This window comes from Agromyces sp. NPDC055520, assembly GCF_053619715.1.
This window is the reverse complement of the sequence record NZ_JBSHJY010000004.1, coordinates 129,506-154,384: the sequence shown is the minus strand read 5'-3', so window position 1 is coordinate 154,384 and position 24,879 is coordinate 129,506. Positions and strand designations below refer to the sequence as shown.

Annotated in this window: 23 protein-coding genes and 1 tRNA gene; 6 read left to right on the top strand and 18 right to left on the bottom strand. The window is 69.6% G+C overall.

Annotated features, from left to right (window positions below; translation table 11 throughout):
- Positions 1–76: 76 nt before the first annotated feature.
- The 6 genes from ACWGST_RS04050 to ACWGST_RS04025 all read right to left on the bottom strand — a co-directional run bounded on the left by ACWGST_RS04050 (position 77) and on the right by ACWGST_RS04025 (position 6,092).
- Entirely contained in the window at positions 77–1,117 is a 1,041-nt protein-coding gene (locus ACWGST_RS04050) for an AAA family ATPase (RefSeq protein WP_452045360.1), read from the bottom strand.
- Positions 1,114–1,833 (bottom strand): bifunctional DNA primase/polymerase, encoded by a 720-nt coding sequence (locus tag ACWGST_RS04045; protein ID WP_452045365.1) that lies wholly within the window; start codon positions 1,831–1,833, stop codon positions 1,114–1,116. The genes ACWGST_RS04050 and ACWGST_RS04045 overlap by 4 nt, the downstream gene beginning before the upstream one ends.
- Positions 1,834–1,838: 5 nt before the next feature.
- Entirely contained in the window at positions 1,839–2,222 is a 384-nt protein-coding gene (locus ACWGST_RS04040; RefSeq protein ID WP_452045359.1) for a hypothetical protein, read from the bottom strand.
- 899 nt (positions 2,223–3,121) lie between these two features.
- Complete coding sequence (locus tag ACWGST_RS04035) at positions 3,122–4,012, bottom strand: type II secretion system F family protein (RefSeq protein ID WP_452045358.1); 891 nt, start codon at positions 4,010–4,012, stop codon at positions 3,122–3,124.
- Positions 4,000–4,863 (bottom strand): type II secretion system F family protein, encoded by an 864-nt coding sequence (locus ACWGST_RS04030; RefSeq protein WP_452045357.1) that lies wholly within the window; start codon positions 4,861–4,863, stop codon positions 4,000–4,002. Before ACWGST_RS04030 ends, ACWGST_RS04035 begins: the two co-directional genes overlap by 13 nt.
- Entirely contained in the window at positions 4,860–6,092 is a 1,233-nt protein-coding gene (locus ACWGST_RS04025; protein WP_452045356.1) for a CpaF family protein, read from the bottom strand. The genes ACWGST_RS04030 and ACWGST_RS04025 overlap by 4 nt, the downstream gene beginning before the upstream one ends.
- 141 nt (positions 6,093–6,233) lie before the next feature.
- On the opposite strand from ACWGST_RS04025, the gene ACWGST_RS04020 reads away from it, so the two are divergent.
- Both ACWGST_RS04020 and ACWGST_RS04015 read left to right on the top strand, forming a co-directional pair.
- Positions 6,234–6,315 (top strand) — tRNA-Leu (locus ACWGST_RS04020).
- Positions 6,316–6,401: 86 nt separating this feature from the next.
- A complete protein-coding gene (locus tag ACWGST_RS04015; RefSeq protein WP_452045355.1) occupies positions 6,402–6,551 on the top strand; it encodes a hypothetical protein in 150 nt (49 codons plus the stop codon).
- A gap of 45 nt (positions 6,552–6,596) precedes the next feature.
- On the opposite strand, the gene ACWGST_RS04010 is transcribed toward ACWGST_RS04015, so the two are convergent.
- On the bottom strand, positions 6,597–7,463 hold the full coding sequence (locus tag ACWGST_RS04010) for an LLM class flavin-dependent oxidoreductase (RefSeq protein ID WP_452045354.1): 867 nt from the start codon (positions 7,461–7,463) through the stop codon (positions 6,597–6,599).
- Between the two features lie 156 nt (positions 7,464–7,619).
- Here ACWGST_RS04010 and ACWGST_RS04005 point away from each other — a divergent pair, with 156 nt between their 5' ends.
- Together ACWGST_RS04005 and ACWGST_RS04000 are read left to right on the top strand one after the other, a co-directional pair.
- Positions 7,620–8,273, top strand: coding sequence for a biliverdin-producing heme oxygenase (locus ACWGST_RS04005; RefSeq protein ID WP_452045353.1), 654 nt, complete (start codon positions 7,620–7,622; stop codon positions 8,271–8,273).
- Between the two features lie 127 nt (positions 8,274–8,400).
- Positions 8,401–9,141, top strand: coding sequence for a DedA family protein (locus ACWGST_RS04000; protein ID WP_452045364.1), 741 nt, complete (start codon positions 8,401–8,403; stop codon positions 9,139–9,141).
- A gap of 55 nt (positions 9,142–9,196) precedes the next feature.
- Here the strand turns inward: ACWGST_RS04000 and ACWGST_RS03995 are convergent, their stop codons facing one another.
- The 4 genes from ACWGST_RS03995 to ACWGST_RS03980 form a co-directional block, all read right to left on the bottom strand.
- Positions 9,197–10,117 carry a cation diffusion facilitator family transporter gene (locus ACWGST_RS03995; protein WP_452045352.1) on the bottom strand — a complete coding sequence of 307 codons (921 nt, stop codon included), beginning with the start codon at positions 10,115–10,117 and terminating at the stop codon, positions 9,197–9,199.
- Between the two features lie 140 nt (positions 10,118–10,257).
- On the bottom strand, positions 10,258–11,754 hold the full coding sequence (locus ACWGST_RS03990) for a sensor histidine kinase (RefSeq protein WP_452045351.1): 1,497 nt from the start codon (positions 11,752–11,754) through the stop codon (positions 10,258–10,260).
- Between the two features lie 28 nt (positions 11,755–11,782).
- Positions 11,783–13,030 (bottom strand): AAA family ATPase, encoded by a 1,248-nt coding sequence (locus ACWGST_RS03985; RefSeq protein ID WP_452045350.1) that lies wholly within the window; start codon positions 13,028–13,030, stop codon positions 11,783–11,785.
- Between the two features lies 1 nt (position 13,031).
- Entirely contained in the window at positions 13,032–13,661 is a 630-nt protein-coding gene (locus ACWGST_RS03980) for an SAF domain-containing protein (protein WP_452045349.1), read from the bottom strand.
- A gap of 122 nt (positions 13,662–13,783) precedes the next feature.
- Here ACWGST_RS03980 and ACWGST_RS03975 point away from each other — a divergent pair, with 122 nt between their 5' ends.
- Complete coding sequence (locus tag ACWGST_RS03975; RefSeq protein WP_452045348.1) at positions 13,784–14,077, top strand: helix-turn-helix domain-containing protein; 294 nt, start codon at positions 13,784–13,786, stop codon at positions 14,075–14,077.
- Positions 14,078–14,192: 115 nt separating this feature from the next.
- On the opposite strand, the gene ACWGST_RS03970 is transcribed toward ACWGST_RS03975, so the two are convergent.
- On the bottom strand, positions 14,193–14,795 hold the full coding sequence (locus ACWGST_RS03970; RefSeq protein WP_452045347.1) for a hypothetical protein: 603 nt from the start codon (positions 14,793–14,795) through the stop codon (positions 14,193–14,195).
- A gap of 184 nt (positions 14,796–14,979) precedes the next feature.
- Here ACWGST_RS03970 and ACWGST_RS03965 point away from each other — a divergent pair, with 184 nt between their 5' ends.
- On the top strand, positions 14,980–15,432 hold the full coding sequence (locus ACWGST_RS03965; RefSeq protein WP_452045346.1) for an Rv3235 family protein: 453 nt from the start codon (positions 14,980–14,982) through the stop codon (positions 15,430–15,432).
- 580 nt (positions 15,433–16,012) lie between these two features.
- On the opposite strand, the gene secA is transcribed toward ACWGST_RS03965, so the two are convergent.
- The 6 genes from secA to mtrA form a co-directional block, all read right to left on the bottom strand.
- Positions 16,013–18,796, bottom strand: a complete 2,784-nt coding sequence (gene secA / locus ACWGST_RS03960) for a preprotein translocase subunit SecA (RefSeq protein WP_452045345.1) — start codon at positions 18,794–18,796, stop codon at positions 16,013–16,015.
- A gap of 223 nt (positions 18,797–19,019) precedes the next feature.
- Positions 19,020–19,694 (bottom strand): ribosome hibernation-promoting factor, HPF/YfiA family, encoded by a 675-nt coding sequence (gene hpf, locus ACWGST_RS03955; RefSeq protein WP_452045344.1) that lies wholly within the window; start codon positions 19,692–19,694, stop codon positions 19,020–19,022.
- A 101-nt stretch (positions 19,695–19,795) separates the two neighbouring features.
- Positions 19,796–20,491, bottom strand: coding sequence for a ComF family protein (locus ACWGST_RS03950; RefSeq protein ID WP_452045343.1), 696 nt, complete (start codon positions 20,489–20,491; stop codon positions 19,796–19,798).
- Positions 20,492–20,603: 112 nt separating this feature from the next.
- Entirely contained in the window at positions 20,604–22,292 is a 1,689-nt protein-coding gene (locus ACWGST_RS03945) for a GerMN domain-containing protein (protein WP_452045342.1), read from the bottom strand.
- Positions 22,285–24,093: an MtrAB system histidine kinase MtrB gene (gene mtrB, locus ACWGST_RS03940; protein ID WP_452045341.1), complete on the bottom strand. Its 1,809-nt coding sequence runs from the start codon at positions 24,091–24,093 to the stop codon at positions 22,285–22,287. The genes ACWGST_RS03945 and mtrB overlap by 8 nt, the downstream gene beginning before the upstream one ends.
- 9 nt (positions 24,094–24,102) lie before the next feature.
- The gene (gene mtrA, locus ACWGST_RS03935; protein ID WP_452045340.1) at positions 24,103–24,783 is read right to left on the bottom strand and encodes an MtrAB system response regulator MtrA; all 681 of its coding nucleotides are present in this window, start codon (positions 24,781–24,783) and stop codon (positions 24,103–24,105) included.
- Positions 24,784–24,879: the final 96 nt, after the last annotated feature.

Genomic DNA, 24,879 nt, shown 5'->3' with positions numbered 1-24,879 from the left:
AACTCGCTCGGGTAAGGCTTAGGCACAGCAACATCCTTCCAGCCCGCCCCGAAGAGCAAGCCAACTCAGATGTCACCTACTCGTGCAGCAGACCCATGGTCGTCCTGTACCGGCTGTCCTTCCAGTCGTCGGGACCCGGCCACACGGCCTTGAACTCGGCAGCCTTGTGCCACTCGCCGTCGCTGAGCACGCCCATGATCACGTCGCGATACGGCCCTTCAGCAATCGCCTTCCGTGCCACGACCAGCGCGGGGCCACTCTGGACCAGGCGGAAGTGATCCAGGGTCACCCGCTCGGCGTTCTTCTGCTTGCCGGGGCTCTTTGTCGAGAGCGCGAAGTAGCCCTTGCGGTCACCGTCGCCAGGCTTGAGCATGATGAGCGTGTCGAGGTTGCCCTCCAGTGCGCTCGCGCCCCGAATCCCGCCGGACTTGTTCGTGTGATGAACGAGGATCACGGTGCTGCCGGGACGGGCCTTCCGAATGCGCAGCGCAGCGCGTACCACGGCAGCCATCTGAGCGTTGTCGTTCTCGTTCTCGATGCCGCCAAGCTGGCTCAGGGTGTCGATGCAGATCACGTCGAACTCTTCGTCAGCGACGATGGTGCACAGCTCATCTACGGCACCCGGGTCCGAGAGGTTGAACCCCTCTTCGATGACCTGGAAGTCCTCATCGTCTACGGCGGTCATGTGGTACTGCGCCCACGCATCCACCCGGTCAGCGAAGAACTCGACACCCTCACCCGGCAGGTACAGCACTCGCCCCGGCTTCACCTTGTGCTCGTGCCAGTCGGTAGCCGTGGCGATGCTGGCGAGCATGTCCGTGACGACGAACGTCTTGCCCTCGTTGGTCGGGCCGACGACGCCAACGAGAGTGCTCTGCGCCACCATGCCCTCGATCCACCATTCAGGCTTCGGGCGTCGGCGTAGTTCGCTGAGCGTGATGACGTTCAGCCGGGGGCGGTCGGCATCCTGCTCCGCCTGCCGCTGCTGCTCGAACCGGTCCTTTGCGATCTGCTTGATGTAGAGCCGGTCGAACTCATCCCTGACGTCGGCCTCTAGCATCTCCTCGGGCGACGGCTCCCTCACTATCTTCTTCGTGGGCCTCTTCGGGGCGGTCATGAGCGCTGCTCCTTGCCAGCAGACTCGACTACGCGGCGGGCCTCACGGGGGTCCATGCCGATGTCTTCGGCGGCGTCGATGAGTCGGTCCAGGCCGCGCTGACGTATCCCCGCTTCGTGTGCACGGCGCGCGGCCCAGTGCAGACCGTCGTGACGCTCACCCGTTTGCAGGGTGCGCACCCACGCCGCCAGCGCGACCGGGTCGGTGGCCGTGGGGTTAGCTCGGGTGATCCGGGTGCGAGGCAGCATCAACGCGGCAACCTGACGGGGCAGGCGGACAGCCTCGCGGTAGACCCATCGGTATGGCCTGCCCGTGTCCGGATGCACGCTCGGCGGCATGACCATGTAGCCGTTGATCTTGACGTCGATGCCGCGCGGCACGTTGCCCCGGTACGGCTGCCGAAACGGACGGAGGTAGTACAGATGACGCCCGCCGTCACCGCGACCGCTGGTCACTTCCAGCGTGAGCGGCAGCTCCACCCCGGCGCGCTGTTCCAGGTCTTCCAGACGGCCCCCATTGCGAGGGTCAACGTCGAGCACGAGCAGGTTGTCGGGCACCGGAGAGCCGATGTTCCAGTTGCCGGTGTCCCACCAGCGACGGATCGCGCGGAAGTCGGTGGTCGCGTCCAGGTGGCCGTGCGGGGTGACGGGCTTCTTCCCGTCGAGAGGGAGGACCGCCCAACCCGCGTCGGCGAGTTCCAGCGCGGCGCGCAGCATGCGGCTCACCGGGTCACTCCCAGCGGCAGGCGCAGCAGACGCGGGTCGGTGGGGAGCCAGTAGAACACCCCGTGGCACTCGTGATCGTTCAGGTGCCCGTCCACGTCGCGCGTGTACCAGTCGTGGTCACGTCCGAAGAGGGACTGAAGACCCCATGCAAGCTCTTCTGGGGAGTAGTACGCAACGACCTCCCACGCGGGCTGAGCACCCCAGTCGCCGTGCACGTGGATGTAGCCCCACGGGCACGGAGTGCAGGGGGCGACGTGAGCGTGCTCGGCAAAGGGACGGAACCATTCGAGCAGCGGGCCTGACCTGAGCTCGCGCATCGCCTCGGAGCGCGAAAGGGACGTCTTGCCGGGGAGGTCGATCTGGACCCACGGGGCGCTCACTTGGCACCCCCACGTAGCAACGCGGTGAGCCGAGCGACCTGGTGGTTCGAGAGCGGCGGCGCTGCGTCAAGTGCACGCTTGACGGCGTCAGCTATCTTGGCTTCGGCCAGGTCGCGACTGGCCTGCGCGCGTCGATCCTCATCGGGGGTGCGGTACGCCTGCGCCTTCTCCATGGCGAGGCGCTGTAGTGGTGATTTGGCCACTGGAAAGTCCCTCAGCTTCTCCAGGCACCGAAGTGCCAAATGGAGTCCTTGCTGAAGGACCTTGTGGTGTCGTGCAGCGCGACTAGACCGATTCCGGGCTAGCGCGACGTGGGTTCAGTTGTGGTGATCAGTCTGTCAGAAGTTTGATTGGGATGCTCGACTGCCCGCTCTTACGCGCCGCATCTAGCATGGCGTGCAGCTTCTCCCAACGCACCGGCTGGCGAACAGTGCAATCAGGATCCGGGCAGCTGATGACTACCCGCATGCGGGTATCGTCCCCAGGCTCGGCCCCCGGCACCCGAAGCACCTTCCGCTCATTGCCATAGGGCTTAGGGCCGAAGTTGGCCGTGAGCTCCCACGATGTCGCGTACAGGTCATGGAACTGCGCCGCAGTACGCACGTGGTGCGCGCGCTTCGCGCTCCCCTCGCAAACGAGGTTGACAGTAGTGGCCACGGGTACTATTTTACCCACCCCCCAAGCGGGGGCCCCACGCAGCACAAAAGCCCAGGTCAGAGGGCGTGTTAGCCCAGCAGCACGGAGGCCGGTGCGCCCCGCTCCCCGCTGCCGCGTTGGTTACCGGAGGTGGTAGTGGTGGGGGCTGCCGGGGGCTGCAAGATCCGCCCGCGACGTCTCAGAGCCACTCTCACCGACGCCCGAGCGCGGGCCATACCCAGCCCCGCGATGGCAAGGTACGTTTACGCCATTGTTTGTGGAACGAGCATCGCCACCTCTTTGCGGCCGGCCTGCTCGATGATCGTGCGCTTGGCCTCTTCACGCGCGTCGCCCGCCTGCGAGCGCAGCACCGCGGCGAGCGGCGCGCCGCGTTCGAGGGCGCCGAGCACCTGGTCGAGCGCCCGCGAGAGCGCCGGGTGGTCGAGGTCGTCGCGGAGCCGGGCGAGCGCCTGGCCGAGCGGCACACCGGTGCCGACGGATGCCACGGTCGCGGCGAACTCGGTCGGCAGCACGCCCGCCCCGCTGCCGAGGCGAGCCACACGCCGGATCGCGTCGAGCATGCCCTCACCGGCGGTGAGGCTCAGCGTCAAGAACTCGAGCACGGTCGGCAGCTCCGCCGAGATGCGTGCGAGGCGGCGCCGCGCGGCACGCTGCAGCAGCCAGTCGCGAACGACGGCGCCGAGCGCAGCGGCGAGGAACGGCATGGCCACGCGCGCGACCATCGGCAGCGAACCGAACGACGGCGCGAGGATCGCCGAGGCCGACGCCATCGCGAACGCGCCGGCCGCCCATGCGAGCTGTTCGCCGCGGAATCGCTCGACCGACGCGGTCGAGCCCGCCTGCCGCAGTCGCCGCGCGATCGTGTCGGCACCGCCCAGCCATTCGGAGACGATGGTGCGAAGCGCCCTGGCCACCGGTCTGACGAACAGCCCGAGCACCGGTGCGGGGTCGGCCGGGCGGCGAGCGAGCAGGACCCGCGCCTCTGCTGAGATGTCGGCGACGTAGGGCGCCACCCGTTCGATGAGTCGCGGGCGGCCGATGCGCGGCACCGTCGAGACCACGAGCCAGAGTCCGAGTCCGAGCACCGCACCGAAGACCAGCCCGAGCGCGGGCACGCTGTTCAGTGGAACCATCGTCGCTCCTCAGGCAGACGACCGAGGGCGACCATCGCCTGGTAGGCCACGATCGTCACCACCACGCCCGTGATGATCAGGGCGGCACCGGCCGCCGAGTCGTAGGCGACGATCGCCTCGGGGCGGGACGCGAGCACGAGCAGGAGCAGCCACGGCGCGGCCACCCCGAGGCGCGCAGCGTTGCGGATCCACGACTGCCGCGCCACGACTTCCGCCCGAAGCGCCGCGTCTTCACGCAGATAGCCCGAGAGCCCGCGCAGCACCGCGGTCACGTCGCTGCCGCCGACCTCGCGCGCCATGCGCAGGGTCTCGAGGATGCGGTCGGCGACCGGATCGGCGAGCACCCCCTTCAGCCGATCGAGGCATGCCGCGAAGTTGCCGGTGCGCCGGTACTCGTCGTCGAACGCCGCGAAGGCCGATCTGGTCGATGCCGGCCCGAGCTCGGCGAGCGCCCCCAGACTGTCGGGCAGTGACATGCCCGCTCGCACCGACGACACGAGGTGATCGACCACGTCGGGCCAGACGGCTCGGTTGGCCGCGCGGCGACGCGTCGCGCGTGCGCGCACGAGCAGGGGAACGAGCGCGGCGCCGAGCACGGTCGCCACGATCGTGAGCACGGGAACCATGAAGACCGCCTGCGCGACGGCGCCCAGCACGAGCGCGAGCAGGGCTGCGACGATCACGATGACGGCGATCGGCACCCCGGCGAGGCCAGCAAGCGAGAGCTCGTCGCGCACACGAGTGCCGACGACGCCTCGGCGAGCGCTCGCCTCGGCATTCTCGGGCCAGAGCAACGGCGAGACCGCCAGCAGCACGCCGAGCCCGAGCAGCGCGCCCAACACGAGACTCATCGAGCGGCCGCCGAGAGCACGATATCGGGGTCCAGCCCGGCCGATCGGTACTTCTCGAGTCGTGCGGGCGCCGCTCCGGTGGCGACCAGTTCGCCCGCACGAGTGACGAAGATCGCCTCGGCGTCGACGGCGGCCCCGGTGCATCCGCCCGTCGGCGCGGTGATCTCGGCGACCCGCCGGTGGCCGTCGCGGTCGATCGTGAGGTGCACGACCAGGTCGATGCAGCTTGCGACCGTGGGCACGACGAAGGCGGAGTCGATGTTGCGACCCGCGAGGAGCGGCAGCGTGCAGAGCTTCGCGAGCGCGTCGCGCGCCGTGTTCGCGTGGATCGTGCACATGCCGGGCAGGCCGGAGTTCAGCGCGATCAACAGGTCGAGGCTCTCGGCCTCGCGCACCTCGCCCACGATGAGGCGGTCGGGCCGCATACGAAGGGCCTCTTTGATGAGGCGGCGCAACGTGATCTCACCCGTGCCTTCGAGACTCGGCTGTCGGCACTGCAGGGCGACCAGGTCGCGCACGTCGAGATCGAGCTCGAAGGTCTCTTCGACCGTGACGACTCGGTCGCCCATGCGCGCGCCCGAGATGAGCGCGTTGAGCATCGTGGTCTTGCCGGTGTGCGTCGCGCCCGAGACGAGGATGTTGACCCCCGCGAGCACGCTCATGCGCAAGAACTCCGAGGCGTGCGGGGTGAGCGATCCGAGCTCGACGAGTTGGGCGAGCGAGCGGATGCGCCGCTGGAATTTGCGGATGTTGACCGACCAGTGCGTGCGGGCGACATCAGGAATCGCCACGTGCAGCCGCGAACCGTCTGGCAGCGTCGCATCGACGAAGGGCGACGAGAGGTCGACGCGTCGACCCGAGTGCTGCAGCATCCGCTCGACGAGTTCGCGCACCTCGCGGTCTGAGAGCACGACCGTCGTCAACTCGGCGACGCCGCGGCGCGCGACGAACACCTTCGTCGGCGCGTTGATCCAGATCTCTTCGACCTCGGCGTCTTCGAAATACGGCTGCAGCTGGCCGTAGCCGGTGATCGACGCGACGACCTCGCGGGTCGCCGCCATCTCGTCGCCGAGCTGCGCGTGCGCCCCCGAGAGCGCGCGTTCGCTGTAGCGGCGCACCTCTTCGTGGGCGTACCGGGCCGCGGCCGACTCGTCGCGCGTGAGATCGATGCCGTCGCGCAGCACGCGGGTGCGCACTCGGTCGGCGATGGTGCGCACTGCGTCGGTCATGCACCCATCATGAGGTGAAGCGGATGTCTGCCTCCGAAGTTATCCACAAGCGCGGCCGCGCCATGACGATCTGCCGCTGGCACCGTGATCATCGCGTTCGAAATCGACGTGCAGCCGGCGCCGTAGAATGATCGGGCACTCGCGGGAGTGGTGAAATCGGCAGACACGCAGGATTTAGGTTCCTGTGCCTTCGGGCGTGTGGGTTCAAGTCCCACCTTCCGCACGCGGCGCAGTCACGACGGCGCGAAATCCTGTGCAAGCGCCGCCCGGCGCGCTAGCGTCGAATCACCGACGCATCAGGAGGACACCATGACCGATTTCGTGGACCCGCTCGAAGAACCGCTGAACCTCGACCGCGACCCCAATCGCCCGGAGTCGCTCGACCCCCTGATCAGCGAAGAGTGGGTCGAGTACGACGCCGACGGCAACGAGATCAAGAAAGACGACACCTCGGACTGAGGTTTGCACCTTCGGCGGCCTCGCGGCTCACACCGCCACTGAGATTCACACCGACGGCGGCCCCGCGGCGATGCGCGCTCGCGCGGCGGCCTCGATGCGCTCGGCGGGCACCGACCAGTCGGACTCGAGCCACCAGGTCGCGCCCGCCTCGACCCACGGCCGCACACGGGCAGCGTCGGCCGCGGCATCCATGCCGGTCGTCGTGCCCTCTTGGATCATGTCGAACGGCCGGTCGGCGATCCCGAGACGCTCGCGCTCGGCCTGGATCCACCCCATCGCCTCGGCCGCGATCTCGGGTGTGAAGAGACGCTGCTGCTCGTCGGCGCTGTCGGGCGCGTTGCCGGGCGGCGCGTAGTTCGGAATCCACCCGTCGTATCGCGCGACGCGGCGCATCGACTTCGGGCGCGGCCAGAGCCCAACGACCCAGGTCGGAATGCGCGGCGCCTGCACGGTCGCGGGCGGCAGCATCGAGTCGGTGCGCCTCGCCCGATAGTGCTCGCCCTCGAACTCGAACGGCCGGCCACGCCACAGCTGCTGCATGAGGTCGAGCGACTCGTCGAGCAACTCAGCGCGCTCCTTGCGCCCGGGGTCGTCTTCGAAGATCCAGAATCGCGGCTCGGCCTCCGAGACGCCGAGCCCCGCCGAGAGGATCACGCGCCCGCCCGAGAGCCGGTCGACCGTCATGGTCTGCCCCGCGAGCTCCCACGGCCGGCGCCGCGGCACCGGCGTGAGCATGGTGCCGAGCTTGATGCGGTCGGTCACCATCGCGGCCGCCCCGAGCGTCGCCCAGGGGTCGGTCGCCCAGATGCCCTCCCACACGAAGAAACCGTGCCAACCGGATGCCTCGGCGAGCGCCGCCAACTCGACCGCGAGATTCGGATCACTGCCCGTGTAGATGAAGCCGTATCGCATGCGCCAGAGCATACGAGCGGCCACCGACATCCACGTGTGCCCGCGGCATCCACTCTGTTCGAATTCTGTGACGGACTCTGTGACGGACTCAGCGGCCCTCGCTCAGAATCGCACCCTAGGATGTAAGGTAATCCTTACCTCACTGAAGGGTCATCCATGACGCTCGCACCCACCGCCCCGGCCCGCACCGCCGCCGAGCCCCTCGACGTCGCTGCACTCGTGCGCGCGGCGTCAGCCGACGACCACAAGGCCGCAGAGTCGCGCGGGTACATCGTGCAGCTCATGGGCGGCGAGCTCTCGCTCGCCGAGTACACGCGCTACCTCGCGCAGTTCGGCTGGGTCTACGAGGCGCTCGAGGCGCGCGGCAGCCGCGACGGCGACCCCGCCGTCTTCGACCCCGAACTCGCGCGCATGGCCGCGATCGAGGCCGACCTCGTCGCGCTCGGCGCCGCCGACTGGCGCACCGCGCACCCGCCGCTGCCCGAGACCGCCGAGTACGTCGCTCACCTGCGGGCCGTCTCCGACGACGATGTGCGCTACCTCGCGCACCACTACACGCGCTACCTCGGCGACCTCTCGGGCGGCCAGGCGATCGCCCGGCTCGTGGCGCGTCACTACGATGCGACCCCCGAGCAGCTCAGCTTCTACCGCTTCGACATCGCCGAAGACGGGGTCGTGCGCTACAAACGCGGCTACCGCGAGGCGATGAACACCCTCGCCCTCGCGCCCGAGCAGGTCGACGTGCTCATCGCCGAGGTGCGCACCTCGTTCCGCATGAACAGTGCGATCTTCGAGGCGCTCTCAGCCTGAGGTGCCACGCGGCGTCATCCTCGGGGTTGATGCCGCGCGCGGGGGGCGTGGTTAGACTGCAACGAAACCACTCCGGCGTGTAGACCGGTATTCGCTGTGCCCCGACGACCCAGGAGATCCCCCAGTGATCCACACCTCGCTCATTCCGTGGCTCGATCCCGAGACGATCATCTCGTCTGCGGGCCCGTGGGCGCTCGTCGTCGTCTGCGCGATCGTGTTCGCCGAAACGGGTCTGCTGGTCGGGTTCCTGCTGCCGGGTGACACGCTGCTCGTGATCTCGGGGCTGCTCACCCACACCTCGCTCGTCTTCGGCGTCGACATCTGGTGGGTGTGCCTCGCCATCGGCATCGCCGCCTTCCTCGGCGGCGAGGTCGGCTATCTCATCGGCCACAAGTTCGGCCCGCGCGTGTTCGAGCGCAAGGAGTCGGGGCTCTTCAGCGTCAAGAACGTCGAACGCACGAACGCCTTCTTCGAACGCTTCGGGGCGCTCGCGATCATCCTCGCCCGCTTCGTGCCGATCGTGCGCACCTTCGCCCCCGTCGCCGCCGGCGTCGGCCACATGAACTACAAGAAGTACTCGCTCTACAACCTCATCGGCGCGCTCATCTGGGGCGCCGGCCTCACCTACTTCGGCTACCTCATCGGATACATCCCGCCGATCGCCGACTTCGTGCAGGAGTACATCGACGTCATCCTCATCGGCGCGGTGCTCATCACGCTCATCCCGACCGTGTGGCACTACATCGTGACCGCCCGCAAGGCGAGGAAGGCCGCCGCCGCCGGCGAAGACGTGATCACCGATGAGGCCGAGGCGGCCCAGCTCGCTCTCGACCCCGAGGTCTTCGAGCGCGGCCCCGAAGAGCGGTAGCCGGTCGGGTCGGCGCAGGGCCCCACATCCGTTCAGGCGTGTGGATGCCGCGCGCTCACGGGTGCCGTGTCTGCTCCTGTTCCGCGCGGCCGGCAGGTTCGAGCTGGAACGTCGAATGGTCGACGTCGAAGTGCTCGCTGAGACATCCGCCGAGCTCGTCGAGCAGTTCGCCAGTGCGACCCGAGGCGAACACCTCGGGTTCGACCTCGACGTGCGCGCTGAAGACGTGCGAACCCGAGGTGATCGCCCACACGTGCACGTCGTGCACCGCGACCACGCCCTTCGTGCGCAGGATGTGCGCGCGGATCTCGGCGACGTCGGTGTCGGCCGGCGCCGACTCGAAGAGCACCCGGGCCACGTCGCGCAGCAACGACAGCGCCCGCGGCACGATGAGGGCCGCGATCGCGAGCGAGGCGATCGGGTCGGCGGCGTCCCACCCGGTGAACACGATCACGAGCGCCGCGGCGATGACGAGCACCGATCCGATGAGGTCGCCGAGCACCTCGAGGTAGGCGCCGCGCAGGTTGATCGAGTCCTTCGCGCCGCCGCGCAGCACGAGCAGGGCCGCGATGTTCGCGACGAGTCCGACGGCGGCGACCACGAGCATCGGCACGCCCTGCACCTCGTGCGCCTCGCCCTCGGCGCCGGTCATGAGCCTGCCCACCGCGCCGACCGCCACCGAGACGGCGACGACCACGAGGACGACGCCGTTGACGAGTGCGCCGAACACCTCGGCCCGCCGGTAGCCGTAGGTCTGCCGGTCGGTCGCCGGCCGGGCCGCGACGAACGCGGCGACGAGGGCGACGACGAGCCCGATGAGGTCGCTCGTCATGTGCCCGGCGTCGGCGAGCAGCGCGAGCGAACCGCTGAAGACCGCGCCGATCACCTGCACGATGACGAAGGTGCCGATGATCGCGATGGCGATCCAGAGTCGGGTGCGATTCGCGGATGCTGCGTGGTCGTGATCGTGTGCCATGTCACCACCAGCGTAGGCCGGGAACCGGCGAACCGCCGCAGATGGGAATGAGTCGCGTTCTCAGGGAGACGGCGGCGCGAGGCATCCGCTGGTCGGCCTGTCGCACTCGACGCGTGGGGCGCGGCGCACGCGACCGTCGCTCAGGCGGCCGGTGCGATCCAGCGCAGCGGCACCTCGATGGTGACCTCGGTGCCGCGACCGACGATCGTGTGCCAGTCGATCGTGCCGCTCAACTCACCCTGGATCAGCGTGCGCACGATCTGCGTGCCGAGCCCCTCGCCGACCTTGCCCTCGGGCATGCCGGAGCCGGTGTCGCGCACCGTCACGCTGAGCGTCGTCTGCGAGCGGTCGGCCGAGATCTCGACGTCGCCCTCTTGACCCGCGAGTCCGTGCTCGACGGCGTTCGTGACGAGCTCGGTGAGCGCGAGCGCGAGCGGCGTCGCGTACGCGCTCGGCAGCACGCCGAACGAACCCGAGCGCTTGGGGTGGGCCGTCGTGTTGTGAGCTGCGGCGACCTCGGCGACCAGCAGCAGCGTGCGGTCGAACACCGCATCGAAGTCGACGTTCTGCGAGAGACCCTCTGAGAGGGTGTCGTGCACGACGGCGATCGCGCCGACGCGCCGCATGGCCTGGGTCAGCGCCTCGCGCGCCTCGTCGGAGTGCGTGCGACGCGCTTGGATGCGCAACAGCGACGCCACGGTCTGCAGGTTGTTCTTCACCCGGTGGTGGATCTCGCGGATCGTCGCGTCTTTCGTGATGAGCTCTTGCTCTTGATGGCGCAGTTCGGTGACGTCGCGACTCAGCACGATCGCGCCGATGCGCTCGCCGCGGTGCCGGATGGGAATGGCCCGGAGCGAGACCGTGACGCCGCGCGACTCGACGTCGGTGCGCCACGGCGCCCGGCCGGTCACGACGAGCGGCAGCGACTCGTCGACGACGAGCTTTCCGGCGAGGAGCCGGGTGGTCACCTCGGCGAGCGACTCGCCCTCGAGCTCGTCGTCGAAGCCCATGCGGTTGAAGGCCGAGAGTGCGTTGGGGCTCGCGAACGTCGTGATGCCGTCGACGTCGAGGCGGATGAGGCCGTCGGAGGCGCGCGGAGCGCCGCGGCGCGGGCCAGTGGGGGCGCCGAGATCGGGGAAGTCGCCCGACGCGATCATCTGGAAGAGCTCTTCGGCGCACTCGTTGAACGTGAGCTCTTGCCGGCTCGGCGTGCGCGTCGCCCCGAGGTTCGTGTGCCGGGTGATCACGGCCACCGGCTCGGGCGCGACGCTCGTGCCCGTCGTCGTGAGGCGCCGCATGACGGGCACCGCCCGCACCCGGGTCGGCATCTCTTCGTACCAGTCGGGGGCGGATGAATCGACGATGCGTGCGCTCGAGTACGCCTCACCCACCAGCTCGCGCCACTGGGGTTTGATCGCCTGACCCACGAAGTCGCGGTAGAAGAGCGTCGCTGCGCTCGACGGACGCGAGTGGGCCACGGCGACGAAGTCGTCGTCGCCTGACGGGACCCACAGCACGATGTCGGCGAAGGCGAGATCGGCGAGCAACTGCAGGTCGCCGACGAGCATGTGCAGCCAGTCGACGTCGGCCTGACTGCTGCGGCCCTGGGCGAGGACGAGATCACTGAGGGTCGACACAGCACAAGCGTACTGCCCGGTGCCCGCCTCAGCCGGTCGCCGCCCGCCGCAGCGCGGGAATTGCCCACCCGCGTCGACGCTCGGTCTGCGGCGCGGGCACGAGCGCGTCGAGCGCGTAGTCGCGGATCGCCGCCCGAAGGGGTGAACGGGGCGCGGCATCCCGCAGCGTGCGAGCCGTGAGGATCGCGGCATCCGTCGCCTTCGCGTCGTGCGGCAGCAGCGTCGCCTCGTTCAACCCGCCGAAGCGGCGCAGCGTCTGGCGCACCTGCCCGTGGGCGTCGATGCCGAGGGCGCTCGTGCGCACTCGATTGACCACGACGTCGATGCGTTCCGGTTCGACGAGATCGACGAGTTCGCCATGGCCGCGAAGCAGGCGCGACAGCCCGACGGGGTCGGCGAGGCCGACGGCCACGACCCGATCGGCCGCAGCGAGTGCAGCGAAGGTGGCGGCGTTGCGGCGCGGGGCGAACTGGTCGCTCGTGAGCTCTTCGTCGTGCTCGAGGCTGAACCCGGTGTCGATCACGACGTATTCGACCCAGCCGCGCAGGGCGCCGATCGCCGCCGTGACCCGGTCGCGCGCGAGCTCGGGCCAGCGGCTCGGCCCGACGAGCCCGGTGAAGACGTTGAAGGCCGCCCGCGGTGCGGTGTAGCGCTGTGCGATGCGTTCGAGTTCTGCGCGATCGAGCGCATCACCGCCGGCGAGCCGGCACGCCGAGGCGAAGCCGGGGGCTTCGTCGAGCAGCCCGAGCGCCGGCGCGATCGCCCCGCCGTATGGGTCGGCGTCGACGAGGGCGACGGTGTGGCCGGCGGCCGCGATCTCGGCGGCGAGATTGACGGCGAGCGTGCTTCGGCCGGGTGCACCGCCGGGCCCCCAGACGGCGACGACGGATGCCGCGCGCTCGTCTCGTGCGCGCAGCTCGCCCACGCGCGACGGCACCGGAACACCGCCGCTGACGAGCACCTCGATCTCGGCCCAGGGCGCGCTCGCGTCGACGATCTCGTGCAGTCCGAGCTGCGAGGCGTGCGCGCGTTCGGCGTCGCCCGCGGCGAGTGCGATCAGGCGGATGCCGCGATCGTCGCACGCGCTCAGCAGTTCAGCGCTCAGGGTGCCCCGACCCGCGCCGACGAGTACGACATCGGGGCCGAGCACATCGAGATTCTCGAGCAGATCGCGCCAGCCGACCAGTCGGGCGACGACCGTGTGACCGTGCTCGACGATGTCGGCGAGGATGCGGTCTTCCGTCGTGCCGTCGAGCGCGAGGGCGAGCCTTGCCATCTCACTCCCCCGTCGGCTCGACCGGTACGAGGTCGACCGCATCGCCGGCCGCGAGCGCGCCGAGGAGCGCGGCGACCTTCGCGCGCGGGATCAGCACCTCGACCGAGACGCCGCCCGTCGACACCATGCCCTCGCTCTCGATGACCCCGGCGATCTCGGCACCGGGCACGAGCACCGACGGTGCGTCGAATCCGCCGCGCTCGACCTGCTTGGCGGCCCAGACGTCGACCCGCGCGCCGGCCGCGAGGTCGGCGGGAAGCGGCCCGCGGCTCGGCACCACGACCGTCGCCAGGCCCGTGCGGTCGACCTCGTCGACGGCGGCCGTCGGCACGAGTTCGCCGGCCCTGATCGTGCGCGACACGACGAGCCCGTCGGCGGGCACGTCGCCCGCCGCGAGATAGCTCGCCCGGCTGCCGCCGAGCCGAACCGACTCGGTGGCGAGGTCGTCGGCCTGGATGCGCGTGCCCGGCGTCAGCGTGTCGCGGGCGACGTAGACCTCGACGCCGTCGTCGAGCCCCGAAACGAGGCTCCAGACGCCGAAGGTCGACCCGGCGATGAGGACGATGCCGATGATCAGGCGCGGGTCGAGCCGGAGTGCTCCCCGCTCACCGCGGTCGCGACGTGCTGCCATGTGCGTTCCCTTCGGAGTGACGCCGAGTCGCGCCGGCATCTATCGTCGCCCGAATCCGAAAGTCGGCCCGGAAGTTATCCACAATCACCCCGGGCGGCCCGCAACCGGTCGATAATCGAGACATGACCTCTCCAGGTTCGGGCGACGAGATCGGCCGGTTCCTCACGCTCGCCGACGCGGCCGAGATCCTCGCCGTCGACGTCGCGACCGTCGACGAGCTGATCCGCTCCGGCGAGCTGCCGGCCATCCGCGTGGGCGCGTCGGGCCCGTGGCGCATCGAGCGCGTGCAGCTCGAGGTCTGGATCGAGATCCAATACGAAGAGACGCGCAAGACCTCCGCCTGGAATCAGGGCGAGTTCTCGAACATCATCGAGTTCTCGGGCGCGCGCAGCGGTCGGCTGCGCCCCACCGACTGAGCCCCGGGGCGTTCGGCAGGGCCGGCGGCGTTCGGCCGGGCCGGCGGCGTTCGGCAGGGCAAGCGGCGTTCACTCCTGCGGCACCCGCCACGCGGCATCCGCTCAGGCGATGCGGTCAGCCGAAGTCGATGACCAGCACGCGCGCGAGCGGCACGATTCGATAGCCGTGCACGGCGTTCTCGCGCCGCGGGCGGTCGGCGTCGTGCAGCGCGAGGTCGAGATGGTCGCGCCCCACCCGGTCGATCGTGCCGCCGACCTCGCCGTCGACGGTGCTGAGCCGCACCGGCGTGCGACGCCGGCAGAGGTCGCGCAGCACGAACGGCAGGCCCAGACGTTCGGCGATGCGAGCGGATGCCTCGGGCACCGGCTCGAGGCTCGGCTCCAACTGCGCCCGAGTCGGTAGCAGCGCGGCGATCGCCGCGATCGGCACGACGCACTGTGCGGAGCCGCCGCGCACCCCCTCGACCGACCGGCCGCTCACCCAGTCACGGCCGAAGACCTGCGGGCGCAGGGCGATCGTGCGGCCGCCGTGCAATTCGATGCGGATGGACCCGGCCGGGTCGTCGGCGTCGGAACGGGCGATCGCCGCGAGCCGATCGCGCAACGTCAGCCGACCGAGGCGCAAGCGCTCCTCTTCGATGGCGAGCGCACGCTCTTCGTCGCGCTGGTCTTGGTCGATCTGCGACTCGAGGTCGTCGAACAACAGGTCCCAGCGCATGCAGCGACGCTACAGGGCAGCACGGCAGTGACAGAAACGTTATCCACAGACCGCGAAAAGTCTTGACACTGTTTCCGCCGCTCATTTACGGTTCACACAGGAAACACTCGACGTCCCCCACACGGGGGTGATCCTGTCGTGCGGTCGCAATACCGTGCGAGCCCTCCTCCCCACTGGAGCACAGATGACCGCTCTCGACGTGACCGGCCCCCGCGTGGCCGTGTCCCGCACCGCAACGGCCCGCCTTCTCGACGATGACGACGAGTACTTCGCACGCCAGCCTGCTCGCCGAACCGACCTGGCCGATCCCGAACCGCTGCTGCGCAACCTGACGCACTGCGTCATCGAGGTGCTGGCCGGTGCCCGCGACCTCGAGCAGCTCGCGAGGTGGGTCGACGACGAGGTGTATCGCAACCTCTCGAAACGGGTAATCCTCGCCGCACGTGCGCGCCGGGCCAAGGGGCAGTCGCCGCAGCGTCCGGCATTCTCGGTGGGCCGGGTGCACCTGTGCGAGCCGGCCGACGGCGTCGTCGAGGCCGTGGTGATGGTGCACCAGCGCGTCAGGACGCGGGCGGTCGCGATCCGCCTCGAGGGATTCGACCAGCGCTGGCGCGCGAGCGCCATCGGCGTTCTCTGAGCACCATCGGCGCGCTCTGCACGCCATCAGCACGCTCTCCGCGCCATCCGTGCGCTCTGCGCGCTATCAGCCGCGCTCTGCGAGCCCGGCACCGCACCTGACGCCCGCTGCGCGCTTCACGACACTCGCCGAACGGGCGGTAGATGTCGCCTCCAGCGCGCACAGGCGGCATCTACTGCCCGCTCGGCGTAGGTAAGCAAGAACGCCTCCCCAAGACGAGACTCAACACTCCCGTCGAACGGACCGTAGATGCCGCCCCCAGCGCGCACAGGCGGCATCTACTGCCCGCTCGGCGAAATGCGGACGTACGCAAACACAACGCGCGCAACACGCATCACACTCCGCGCACCACGCAACACGCTCCGCCCTCCGCGCCGCACGCTCCGCCCTCCGCGCCGCACGCTCCGCGCTCCGCGCCGCACACTCCACGCACCACGCTCCACGCTCCGCCCTCCGCGCCGCACGCTCCGCGCTCCGCCCTCCGCGCAGCCTGCGCTACGCAGCACGCAACGCGAGACCCCGGCCGGTGCAGGGCACCGGTCGGGGTCTCAAGCGTGTCGTGCGGTCTGCGACCGCGCGCTCAGCGCCCCTTGCGCTCCTGCGCCCGACGCTCCGAACGGTTCTGAGGTGCGACCTCGCCGCCGGTGCGCTGACCGAAGGCTCCGCGCGCCTGCTCGGCAGCGGGCGCCTCGCTCTCGGCCACGGCGCGGCGTGCACGCTGCGTCGCTGCCTGCTGCACCTGGCCGCGCTGGTTGCGCACCTCGACGCCGCCCGCGTCGCTCGGAGCCGAGTAGCTGAGCTTGTCGTCGGACGCACCCTGTCGGCCGAGACCCTTCGCCTCGATCTTCGCTCCGGCACCGGCCTGCGGGGCCACCTCGACCTCGAGGTTGAAGAGGAACCCGACGGTCTCTTCGCGGATCGAACCCATCATCTGCTGGAACATCGCGTAGCCCTCGCGCTGGTACTCGACCAGCGGGTCGCGCTGCGCCATGGCGCGCAGACCGATGCCGTCTTTCAGGTAGTCCATCTCGTAGAGGTGGTCGCGCCAGCGACGGTCGATGACCGAGAGTACGACGCGCCGCTCGAGCTCGCGCATGGCGGGCGATCCGAGCTGCTCTTCACGGCGGGCGTAGGCGACCTTCGCGTCGGAGAGGATCTCTCGGCGGATGAAGTCGCGGTTGACCCGACCCTTCTCGCCGGCCTCTGCGACGACCTCGTCGATCGTGATGCCGATCGGGTAGAGGGTCTTCAGCTCGGTCCACAGGGCGTCGAAGTCCCACTCCTCGGGGTTGCCCTCGGCGGTGTGCGAGTCGAGCACCTCGTCGATGACGTCTTCGAGGAACTTCTGCGTGCGATCGTGCAGGTCGTCGCCCTCGAGGATGTGACGGCGGTCGCCGTAGATCGCCTCACGCTGACGGTTCAGCACGTCGTCGTACTTCAGCACGTTCTTGCGGATCTCGGCGTTGCGCGCCTCGACCTGCGACTGCGCCGAGCGGATGGCCCGCGAGACCACCTTCGACTCGATGGCCACGTCGTCGGGCACGCCGCGCGACATGAGGCTCTCGGCCGCACCTGCGTTGAACAGGCGCATGAGGTCGTCGGTGAGGGAGAGGTAGAACCGGCTCTCACCGGGGTCGCCCTGACGGCCCGAGCGACCGCGCAGCTGGTTGTCGATGCGTCGCGATTCGTGCCGCTCGGTGCCGAGCACGTAGAGGCCGCCGGCGGCGAGCACCTTCTCGGCCTCGACGGCGACCTCGGCCTTGACCTTCGCGAACACGTCGTCCCACGCAGCCTCGTACTCGTCGGGAGTCTCGACCGGGCTGAGGCCCTGCTCGTGCATGAGCTGCACGGCGATGAACTCGGCGTTGCCGCCGAGCATGACGTCGGTACCGCGACCGGCCATGTTCGTCGCGACGGTGACCGCACCGTGGCGGCCGGCCTGTGCGACGATGGCGGCCTCGCGAGCGTGGTTCTTCGCGTTCAGCACTTCGTGCCGCACGCCCTTCTTGGCGAGGAGGCGCGAGAGGTACTCGCTCTTCTCGACGCTCGTGGTGCCGACGAGCACGGGCTGGCCGTTCTTGTGGCGCTCGACGATGTCTTCGACGACCTGGGCGAACTTCGACTCTTCGTTCTTGTAGACGAGGTCGGGCTGGTCGATGCGCACCATCGGCTTGTTCGTGGGGATCGCCACCACGCCCAGCTTGTAGGTCGACATGAATTCGGATGCCTCGGTCTCGGCGGTACCCGTCATGCCCGAGAGCTTCGAATAGAGGCGGAAGTAGTTCTGCAGCGTGACGGTCGCGAGGGTCTGGTTCTCGGCCTTGACCTGCACGCCCTCTTTCGCCTCGATCGCCTGGTGGATGCCCTCGTTGTAGCGGCGCCCGACGAGGATGCGGCCGGTGTGCTCGTCGACGATGAGCACCTCGCCGTTCATCACGACGTAGTCCTTGTCGCGCTTGAACAGGGCGTTGGCCTTGATCGAGTTGTTGAGGAACGAGATCAGCGGGGTGTTGGCCGACTCGTAGAGGTTGTCGATGCCGAGGTAGTCTTCGACCTTCTCGATGCCGGGCTCGAGCACGCCGACGGTGCGCTTCTTCTCGTCGACCTCGTAGTCGACGTCGGGCACGAGTCGCTTCGCGAGGTTCGCGAACTCGGTGAACCAGCGGTTGGCCTCGCCCGAGGCCGGACCCGAGATGATGAGCGGCGTGCGGGCCTCATCGATGAGGATCGAGTCGACCTCGTCGACGATGGCGAAGTGGTGGCCGCGCTGCACCATGTCGCTCGCCTGCCATGCCATGTTGTCGCGCAGGTAGTCGAATCCGAACTCGTTGTTCGTGCCGTAGGTGATGTCGGCGGCGTACTGCTCGCGGCGCACCTGCGGGTTCTGGCCGGCCACGATGCATCCGGTCGTCATGCCGAGGGCGCGGAAGACGCGACCCATGAGCTCCGACTGGTAGCTCGCGAGGAAGTCGTTGACCGTGATGACGTGCACGCCGCGGCTCGTGAGCGCGTTCAGGTACGCGGCGGTCGTGGCGACGAGGGTCTTGCCCTCACCGGTCTTCATCTCGGCGATGTTGCCGAGATGCAGGGCGGCGCCGCCCATGAGCTGCACGTCGAAGTGGCGGAGGCCCAACGTGCGGCGGCTCGCCTCGCGCACGGCAGCGAACGCCTCGGGCAGCAGGTCGTCGAGCGATTCACCGCTCGCGTAGCGCTCGCGGAGTTCGGTGGTCTCATTGCGAAGTTCGTCGTCGCTGAGCGACTGGAATCCGTCTTCGAGGGCGTTGATCGCCGCTGCGTAGTTCTCAAGCCGCTTGAGGGTTCGGCCCTCACCGACGCGGAGGACTCTTTCAAGAATCGAAGCCACGAATGTTCTCCTGTAGTCGTTGGGCGCACGGCCGCGGAACGAATCCGGGCACGCCCGCTGCCGCCATGCAGACGGCCATCATAGCCATGCTAGCGGTGAACGAGCCGCGCGCCCGCTGAGCCCGTCATGCGATCGCGACCAGGTGGTCGGTCCGCTTCGACGAGCTCAGCGAGCGAGACAGGAGTGCTCAGCGAGCGAGACAGAAGTGCTCAGCGAGCGAGGGTCACGCCGTGGCGCGCTCCTCGGCTCGCTCGTCGAGCCCGATGAGGCCGTAGTCCCAGCCCTTGCGCCGGTAGACCACGCTCGGCCGACCGGACTCGGCATCGATGAAGAGGTAGAAGTCGTGCCCCACGAGCTCCATGAAGTAGAGCGCATCGTCGACCGTCATGGGGGTCGCCGCGAACACCTTGCGCCTGATGACGACCGGGGTGTACACCTCGTCTTCATCGACGTGCGGTTCGAACTCGTCGACGACGGGGATGCTGCCGGTGCGCACCTGTGCGAGCACCTCGGGTGCTGCAGCCTGCACGCCGACATCGGAGAACCCGACGTCGGTCGCCTCGCGCAGCGAAGTCGGTCGCCTGGAACCGCCGCGGTGCACCTTGCGTCGGTCTTTCGCGCGCCGGATGCGCTCGAGCAATCGCCCGAGTGCGACGTCGAACGCCGCGTACTTGTCGGAGCCGTCAGCCTCGGCACGGACCACCGGCCCCTTGCCGACCAGAGTGAGCTCGACGCGGTCGGGCCCGGGGTTGCCGTTCTTCTCGTTGTGCCTGCTGAGCTTCACGTCAAGTGAGATCGCTCGCTCCGCCAGGTGCGACACCTTCTCGGACTTCTCCGCCGCATAGGCGCGGAAACGATCCGTGATCCCCAGGTTTCGTCCGACGATGTTCAGTTCCATGACGACCTCCGTTCACCGACGTGTCACCCGGTTCTGAAGGGTGGTTCGACCACGCCTGTCCTGCCACCGTAGCCCCCTTGTGCGGCAATGTCACGGAGTGTTCACTGTGAGCTGCCTGCGCGTCGCGGGAACCGGCGCGGGGTCTCGGCGAGCACCGCGATCGCGGCCGTCTCGGCCCCGTCTGCGGCGAGCGCGCGCACCGCTTCGGCGAGCGTCGAACCGGTCGTCACGATGTCGTCGACGAGCAGGAACCGGCGCCCGTTCAACGGGACACGGGCGACGAGGCCGCCCGCCGCGTTGCGCTGCCGCGCCGCCGCGTCGAGCCCGGCCTGGTCGTCGCGTTCGCGGGCGAGCGCGAGCACGGGAGACGAGCGGATGCCGCTGCGCCGAAGCAGCACCGCGACGGGCGAGTACCCCCGCGCCCGCCGGGCAGCGGGCGTCGAGGGAATGGTGCACACCTCGAGCGGGCGGTCGTCGGGTGCGGCGGCGAGCACGGCCTCGAGTGCAGCGCGGATGGAGGCCTGCAGTGCCGGGGCGAGGGCCGCAGCGGCATCCGTTCGCCCACCGTCTTTGAAGGCGCCGAGCACTGCGGCGACGACCCCCGCGTACTCGAGACCCGTGTGCAGGTGCAGGCCCGCGCGCTCGAGGAGCCGGGGTTCGGGCGCGAGCGCCACGCGGCAAGCCGGGCACACGGCGTGATCGGGTGCACCGCAACCCGAGCAGACGACTGGCAGCAGCACCGCGAGGGCGTCGCGCACCGACTCGCGCACGAGCGAGCGCAGGATGGGAGGGGACATGTTCCCAGCGTGACGCGTCGCGACGGGCGTGCGGCGCAGAGACCCGGCGCAGCAGGTGAACGGCCCGCCGACGCCCCTGTGGAGGAGGAGTCGGCGCCGCGGTCGGGTCGCCTCAGTCGGGCTGCTGCGCGGCAATGAGCATGATGCCGGTCGCCCGCGCCTGCCAGCCGACGCCGCTCGGCACGTCGAGCGCACCTTCGACGGTCAGCAACCGGATGTCGCGCACACTGTTGCCGCCGTCGATCCAGGCTCCGCCCTCTGGGCCGGTGCGCGGCTCGGCGAACGCGCCGAGCTCTTGCGTGATGACCTTCGTGCCGCCGCCGGGCAGCGCGGTGAGCGAGGCCACGGTGCGGGAATCGAGCCAGGTGACGTCGAGCGGGGTGCCAGGAACGTCGGCGAGCCCGAGTATGACGGGGCTGAGCTCGACAGGCGTGCCCGCGGCATCCCGCTTGATGGAGGCCGCGACGAAGCGGGTCGCGGCCCCGTCGCCGAGGAGTGCGACGAGACGGGTGGAGTCGCGCGAGACCTCGAGTGCCGCGATCGACGAGCCGGTCCACGGCACCGGCAGCTGTACGGGATCCGTCGCGCCGTCGGCCGGGAACACGACGAGCTGATCGGGCGAGCCGCCCGGCACCGACCACACGACGCCGTGGCCGTCGAGCGCGGGCACGATGAGCCCGTCGCGCGGGTCGATCATCACGGCCTCATCACCGGCCCGCACGATCGAGACCCCGTCTGCGGTGCGAACCGCCGCCGACTCGCCGCCCGAGCCGAGCGCGATGCCGGTCGGGGCGAGCGCCACGACCTGCGGCGACAGATCGGGGATCTGCTCGATGCCCTCGCCCGAGGTCGCGAGATATCCGAAGGCCGTGCCGTCGAAGACGACGGGCCGAGGGTCGACGGGCGGATTCTTCTCGGGCGTGGGCGAGAGCGCGGGCACGTTCTCTTCGACGCCGTTGAGCGACAACGCCACCCCGTCGACATTGCGCACGCCGTCGAGGCTCTCTTGCAGCTGCAACTGCATGCGCTGCACGTTGACGAGGTCGTCGTCGGTCACGCCCGAGAGATCGACGCTCGCCACGCGGCCCGAGACGGGCACCGAACCCGAATCGAGCCGTGTGCCCTCTGGGAACGCCGATTCGACGCCCGGGGCGAGCCACTCGGAGGGGCCGACGAGCAGCGCCCGCACGATGCTCGTCTGCGCCGAGTCGCGACCCGCGAACCAGCGCACGTCGGGCACGAGGTAGTCGAAGTCGGGCGAGAAGAAGTAGAGCGGGTACTTGCGGAACACCTGCGTGAAGGTGGTCTCGTCGGTGAGCAGCCCGGGCGGCGCCAACGAGATGCGCCATTGGCCCTTGACCTGCTCGAACTCGTACCGCAGCTCGATCGGCGTGCTCGACTCCGCGATGTCGTATTGACCGGTGCTCGACAGCTGCGCGGTCGGCGTCGCGTCGACGACGATCAGGTTCTCGCCGAGCTCGGTGAACTCGCGGTCGGCGAGCACATCGATCGTCGCGCCGTCGTTGGCACTCCACTCGTCGGCGAAGGCCGGGGTGAGGAACTGGCGCGCCACCTGGTAGCCGTTGCGCGGGCTCGCGGCCGCCTCGATGAACCCCTCGAGGATCTGCAGCTGGCTCGCATCATCGACCGGCCCCGGCACGATCGTGTCGAGTTCGAGCGACTCCTCGACGAGCGACGGCGAGCCGGCGTTGACCCCGCCGGAGCTGGGGATCGACACGCAACCGACCATCAGCACCGCAACGGCGGCGACGATGGATGCCCCGAACACTCGTCTACGCATCGTGCGCCTCCCAGCCGGTCGCAGACCTGCCGGGCGCAGAGCTGCCGGGCGCCGGCTCGCCGGTCGTCGAGCCGCCGAAACCCGATCGCCTCGCCGCCGCGGCCCGCCCCGCGGCATCCGTCTCGATCGTCGTCTCGGTGTCGACCGCGCGAACGACGCCCGTCGGCGGCGGACCGGCGGCGTCGATGTCGTCGGGCTCGAGCGGCAGCGGGGAGACGACGGCGGCGTCGCTCGCCGCACCCGAGCGCGGCAGCGTGAGGCGGAACACCGTGCCCGCGCCGCGGCGCGACCACACCTCGAGGGTGCCGCCGTGCGCGACGGCGTCTTCGAGCGCGATCGCGAGGCCGAGGCCGGTGCCGCCGATGGTGCGCGTGCGGCTCGGGTCGGCCCGCCAGAAACGGTCGAACACGCGCGCGGCGTCGGCTTCGGTCATGCCGAGGCCGTAGTCGCGCACCGACAGCGCGATCGCGGTCTCGTTGCTGTCGACGGCGACGACGATCGGCCGGCCCTCGCCGTGCTCGATCGCGTTGCCGAGCAGGTTTCTGACGATGCGCCGGATGCGCCGGGGGTCGACTCTCGCGTCGAGGTGGCCGCCCGGTGCATCGAGCCGCAGCTCGCTGCCTCGGCTGCGGGCGAGCTCGTGCATCGACTCGATCGCGTCGCCGGCGAGGTGCACGAGGTTCGTGGGTTCGGTGGCGAGCTCGACCGAGCCTGCGTCGTACCTGCTGATCTCGAGCAGGTCCGAGAGCAGGGTCTCGAACCGCTCGGTCTGCGTGTGCAGCAACTCGACGGTGCGCGAGGTGGGGCCGGGAAAGTCGTCGCGTTGACCGTAGAGCACGTCGCCCGCGAGCCGGATCGTCGTGAGCGGCGTGCGCAGTTCGTGCGACACGTCCGAGACGAAGCGCTGCTGCATGACCGAGAGCTCGGCGAGTTCGCGGATGCGCGCCTGCAGGCTGTCGGCCATGCCGTTGAACGACGCGGCGAGGGTCGCGAGCTCGTCTTCGCCCTTCTCGGGCATGCGCACGCCGAGATCGCCCGCCGCGAGCCTGCGGCTCGTCATCGCAGCAGACTTGATCGGCTCGATCACCCAGCGCACCACCAGCAGGGTGATGCCGCTCAGCAGCACGAGCAGGGCGATCGCGCCGATCACCCCGACGAACTGCATGAATGAGAGCGTCTCTTGCGCGGCCTCGAAGTTGTAGCCGATGTAGAGCTCGTAGTCGCCGACGCTCGGCACGGTGATCGTGCTGCCGACCACGACGCCCGGGTCGTCGGTGCCGTCGGTGTCTTCGAGCGCCACCGATTGCCAGTATTGCCCGGCGTCGCCGGTGCGCACCTGCTTGTGCAGTTCAGGAGTGATGACGCCCGAGAGGCTCGGCGCGATGCGGGTCGGCGGGGCGGCCGGGCTCGACACACCGGCGGGTTGGAAGTACGCGATCGACGTGCTGCCCGAGACGCTGCGCACGGTGCGCTCGACCGAGGCCATGACCTCTTGCATCGACGAGCGATCGGCGACGACGGCCCCCTCGAGGATGAGCTGTGCGGCGGCCGTCGCGTCGTTCGCGTCGTCGAGCGCGTTGTCGAGCTGCGTCTTGAAGAGGTTCGAGGCGATCGAGAACGAGATGTAGAACCCGATCACGAGAATCGCGAGCCCCGACAGCGCAAGCGTGATGACGACGGTGCGGAACTGCAGCGAGCGCCGCCACAGCTCGGCGGCGCGGCGCGGCAGCGAGGCGAGCACATGCATGATGTGTCGCCACCAACCGGCACTGGCGAGTGCCGGTGTCTGCGCCTGCGCCACCCGCCCGCCCTAGGTGGTCGCGCCGGCTCGGTAGCCGACGCCGCGCACGGTCATCACGATGCGCGGGTTGTCGGGGTCGTGCTCGACCTTGGCCCGCAGGCGCTGCACGTGCACGTTCACGAGTCGGGTGTCGGCCTTGTAGTGGTAGCCCCACACCTGTTCGAGCAGCATCTCACGAGTGAAGACCTGCTGCGGCTTCGACGCGAGCGTCAGCAGCAGGTCGAACTCGAGCGGGGTGAGGTTGATGCGGGCGTCGCCGCGGCGCACCTCGTGGCCGGCGGCGTCGATCGTGAGGTCGCCGACGCCGAGGGTCGAGACCGCCTGGTCGGGCGTGGGCCGAAGGCGCGTGCGGATGCGCGCGATCAGCTCTTTCGGGTTGAAGGGCTTCACCATGTAGTCGTCGGCACCCGACTCGAGCCCCTTCACCACGTCGGTCGTGTCGGTCTTCGCCGTGAGCATGATGATGGGTGTGCCCGACTCTGCGCGGATGCGCCCGCACACCTCGATGCCGTCGATGCCCGGCAGCATGAGGTCGAGCAGCACGAGGTCGGGCTTCGACTCGCGGAACGCGGCGAGCGCCGAGGTGCCGTCGGCGCAGAAGAAGGGCTCGAACCCCTCAGTGCGAAGCACGATGCCGATCATCTCGGCGAGGGCCGTGTCGTCATCGACGACGAGTACGCGTGGGGTCATCCGTTCATTCCTGTCAGCACCGCCGGGACACGGCCGAAACCAGTGCCTAAAGCGTAGTCGGTCCCGCCGACATGGGGGCGGATGCCGCGTGGCGGG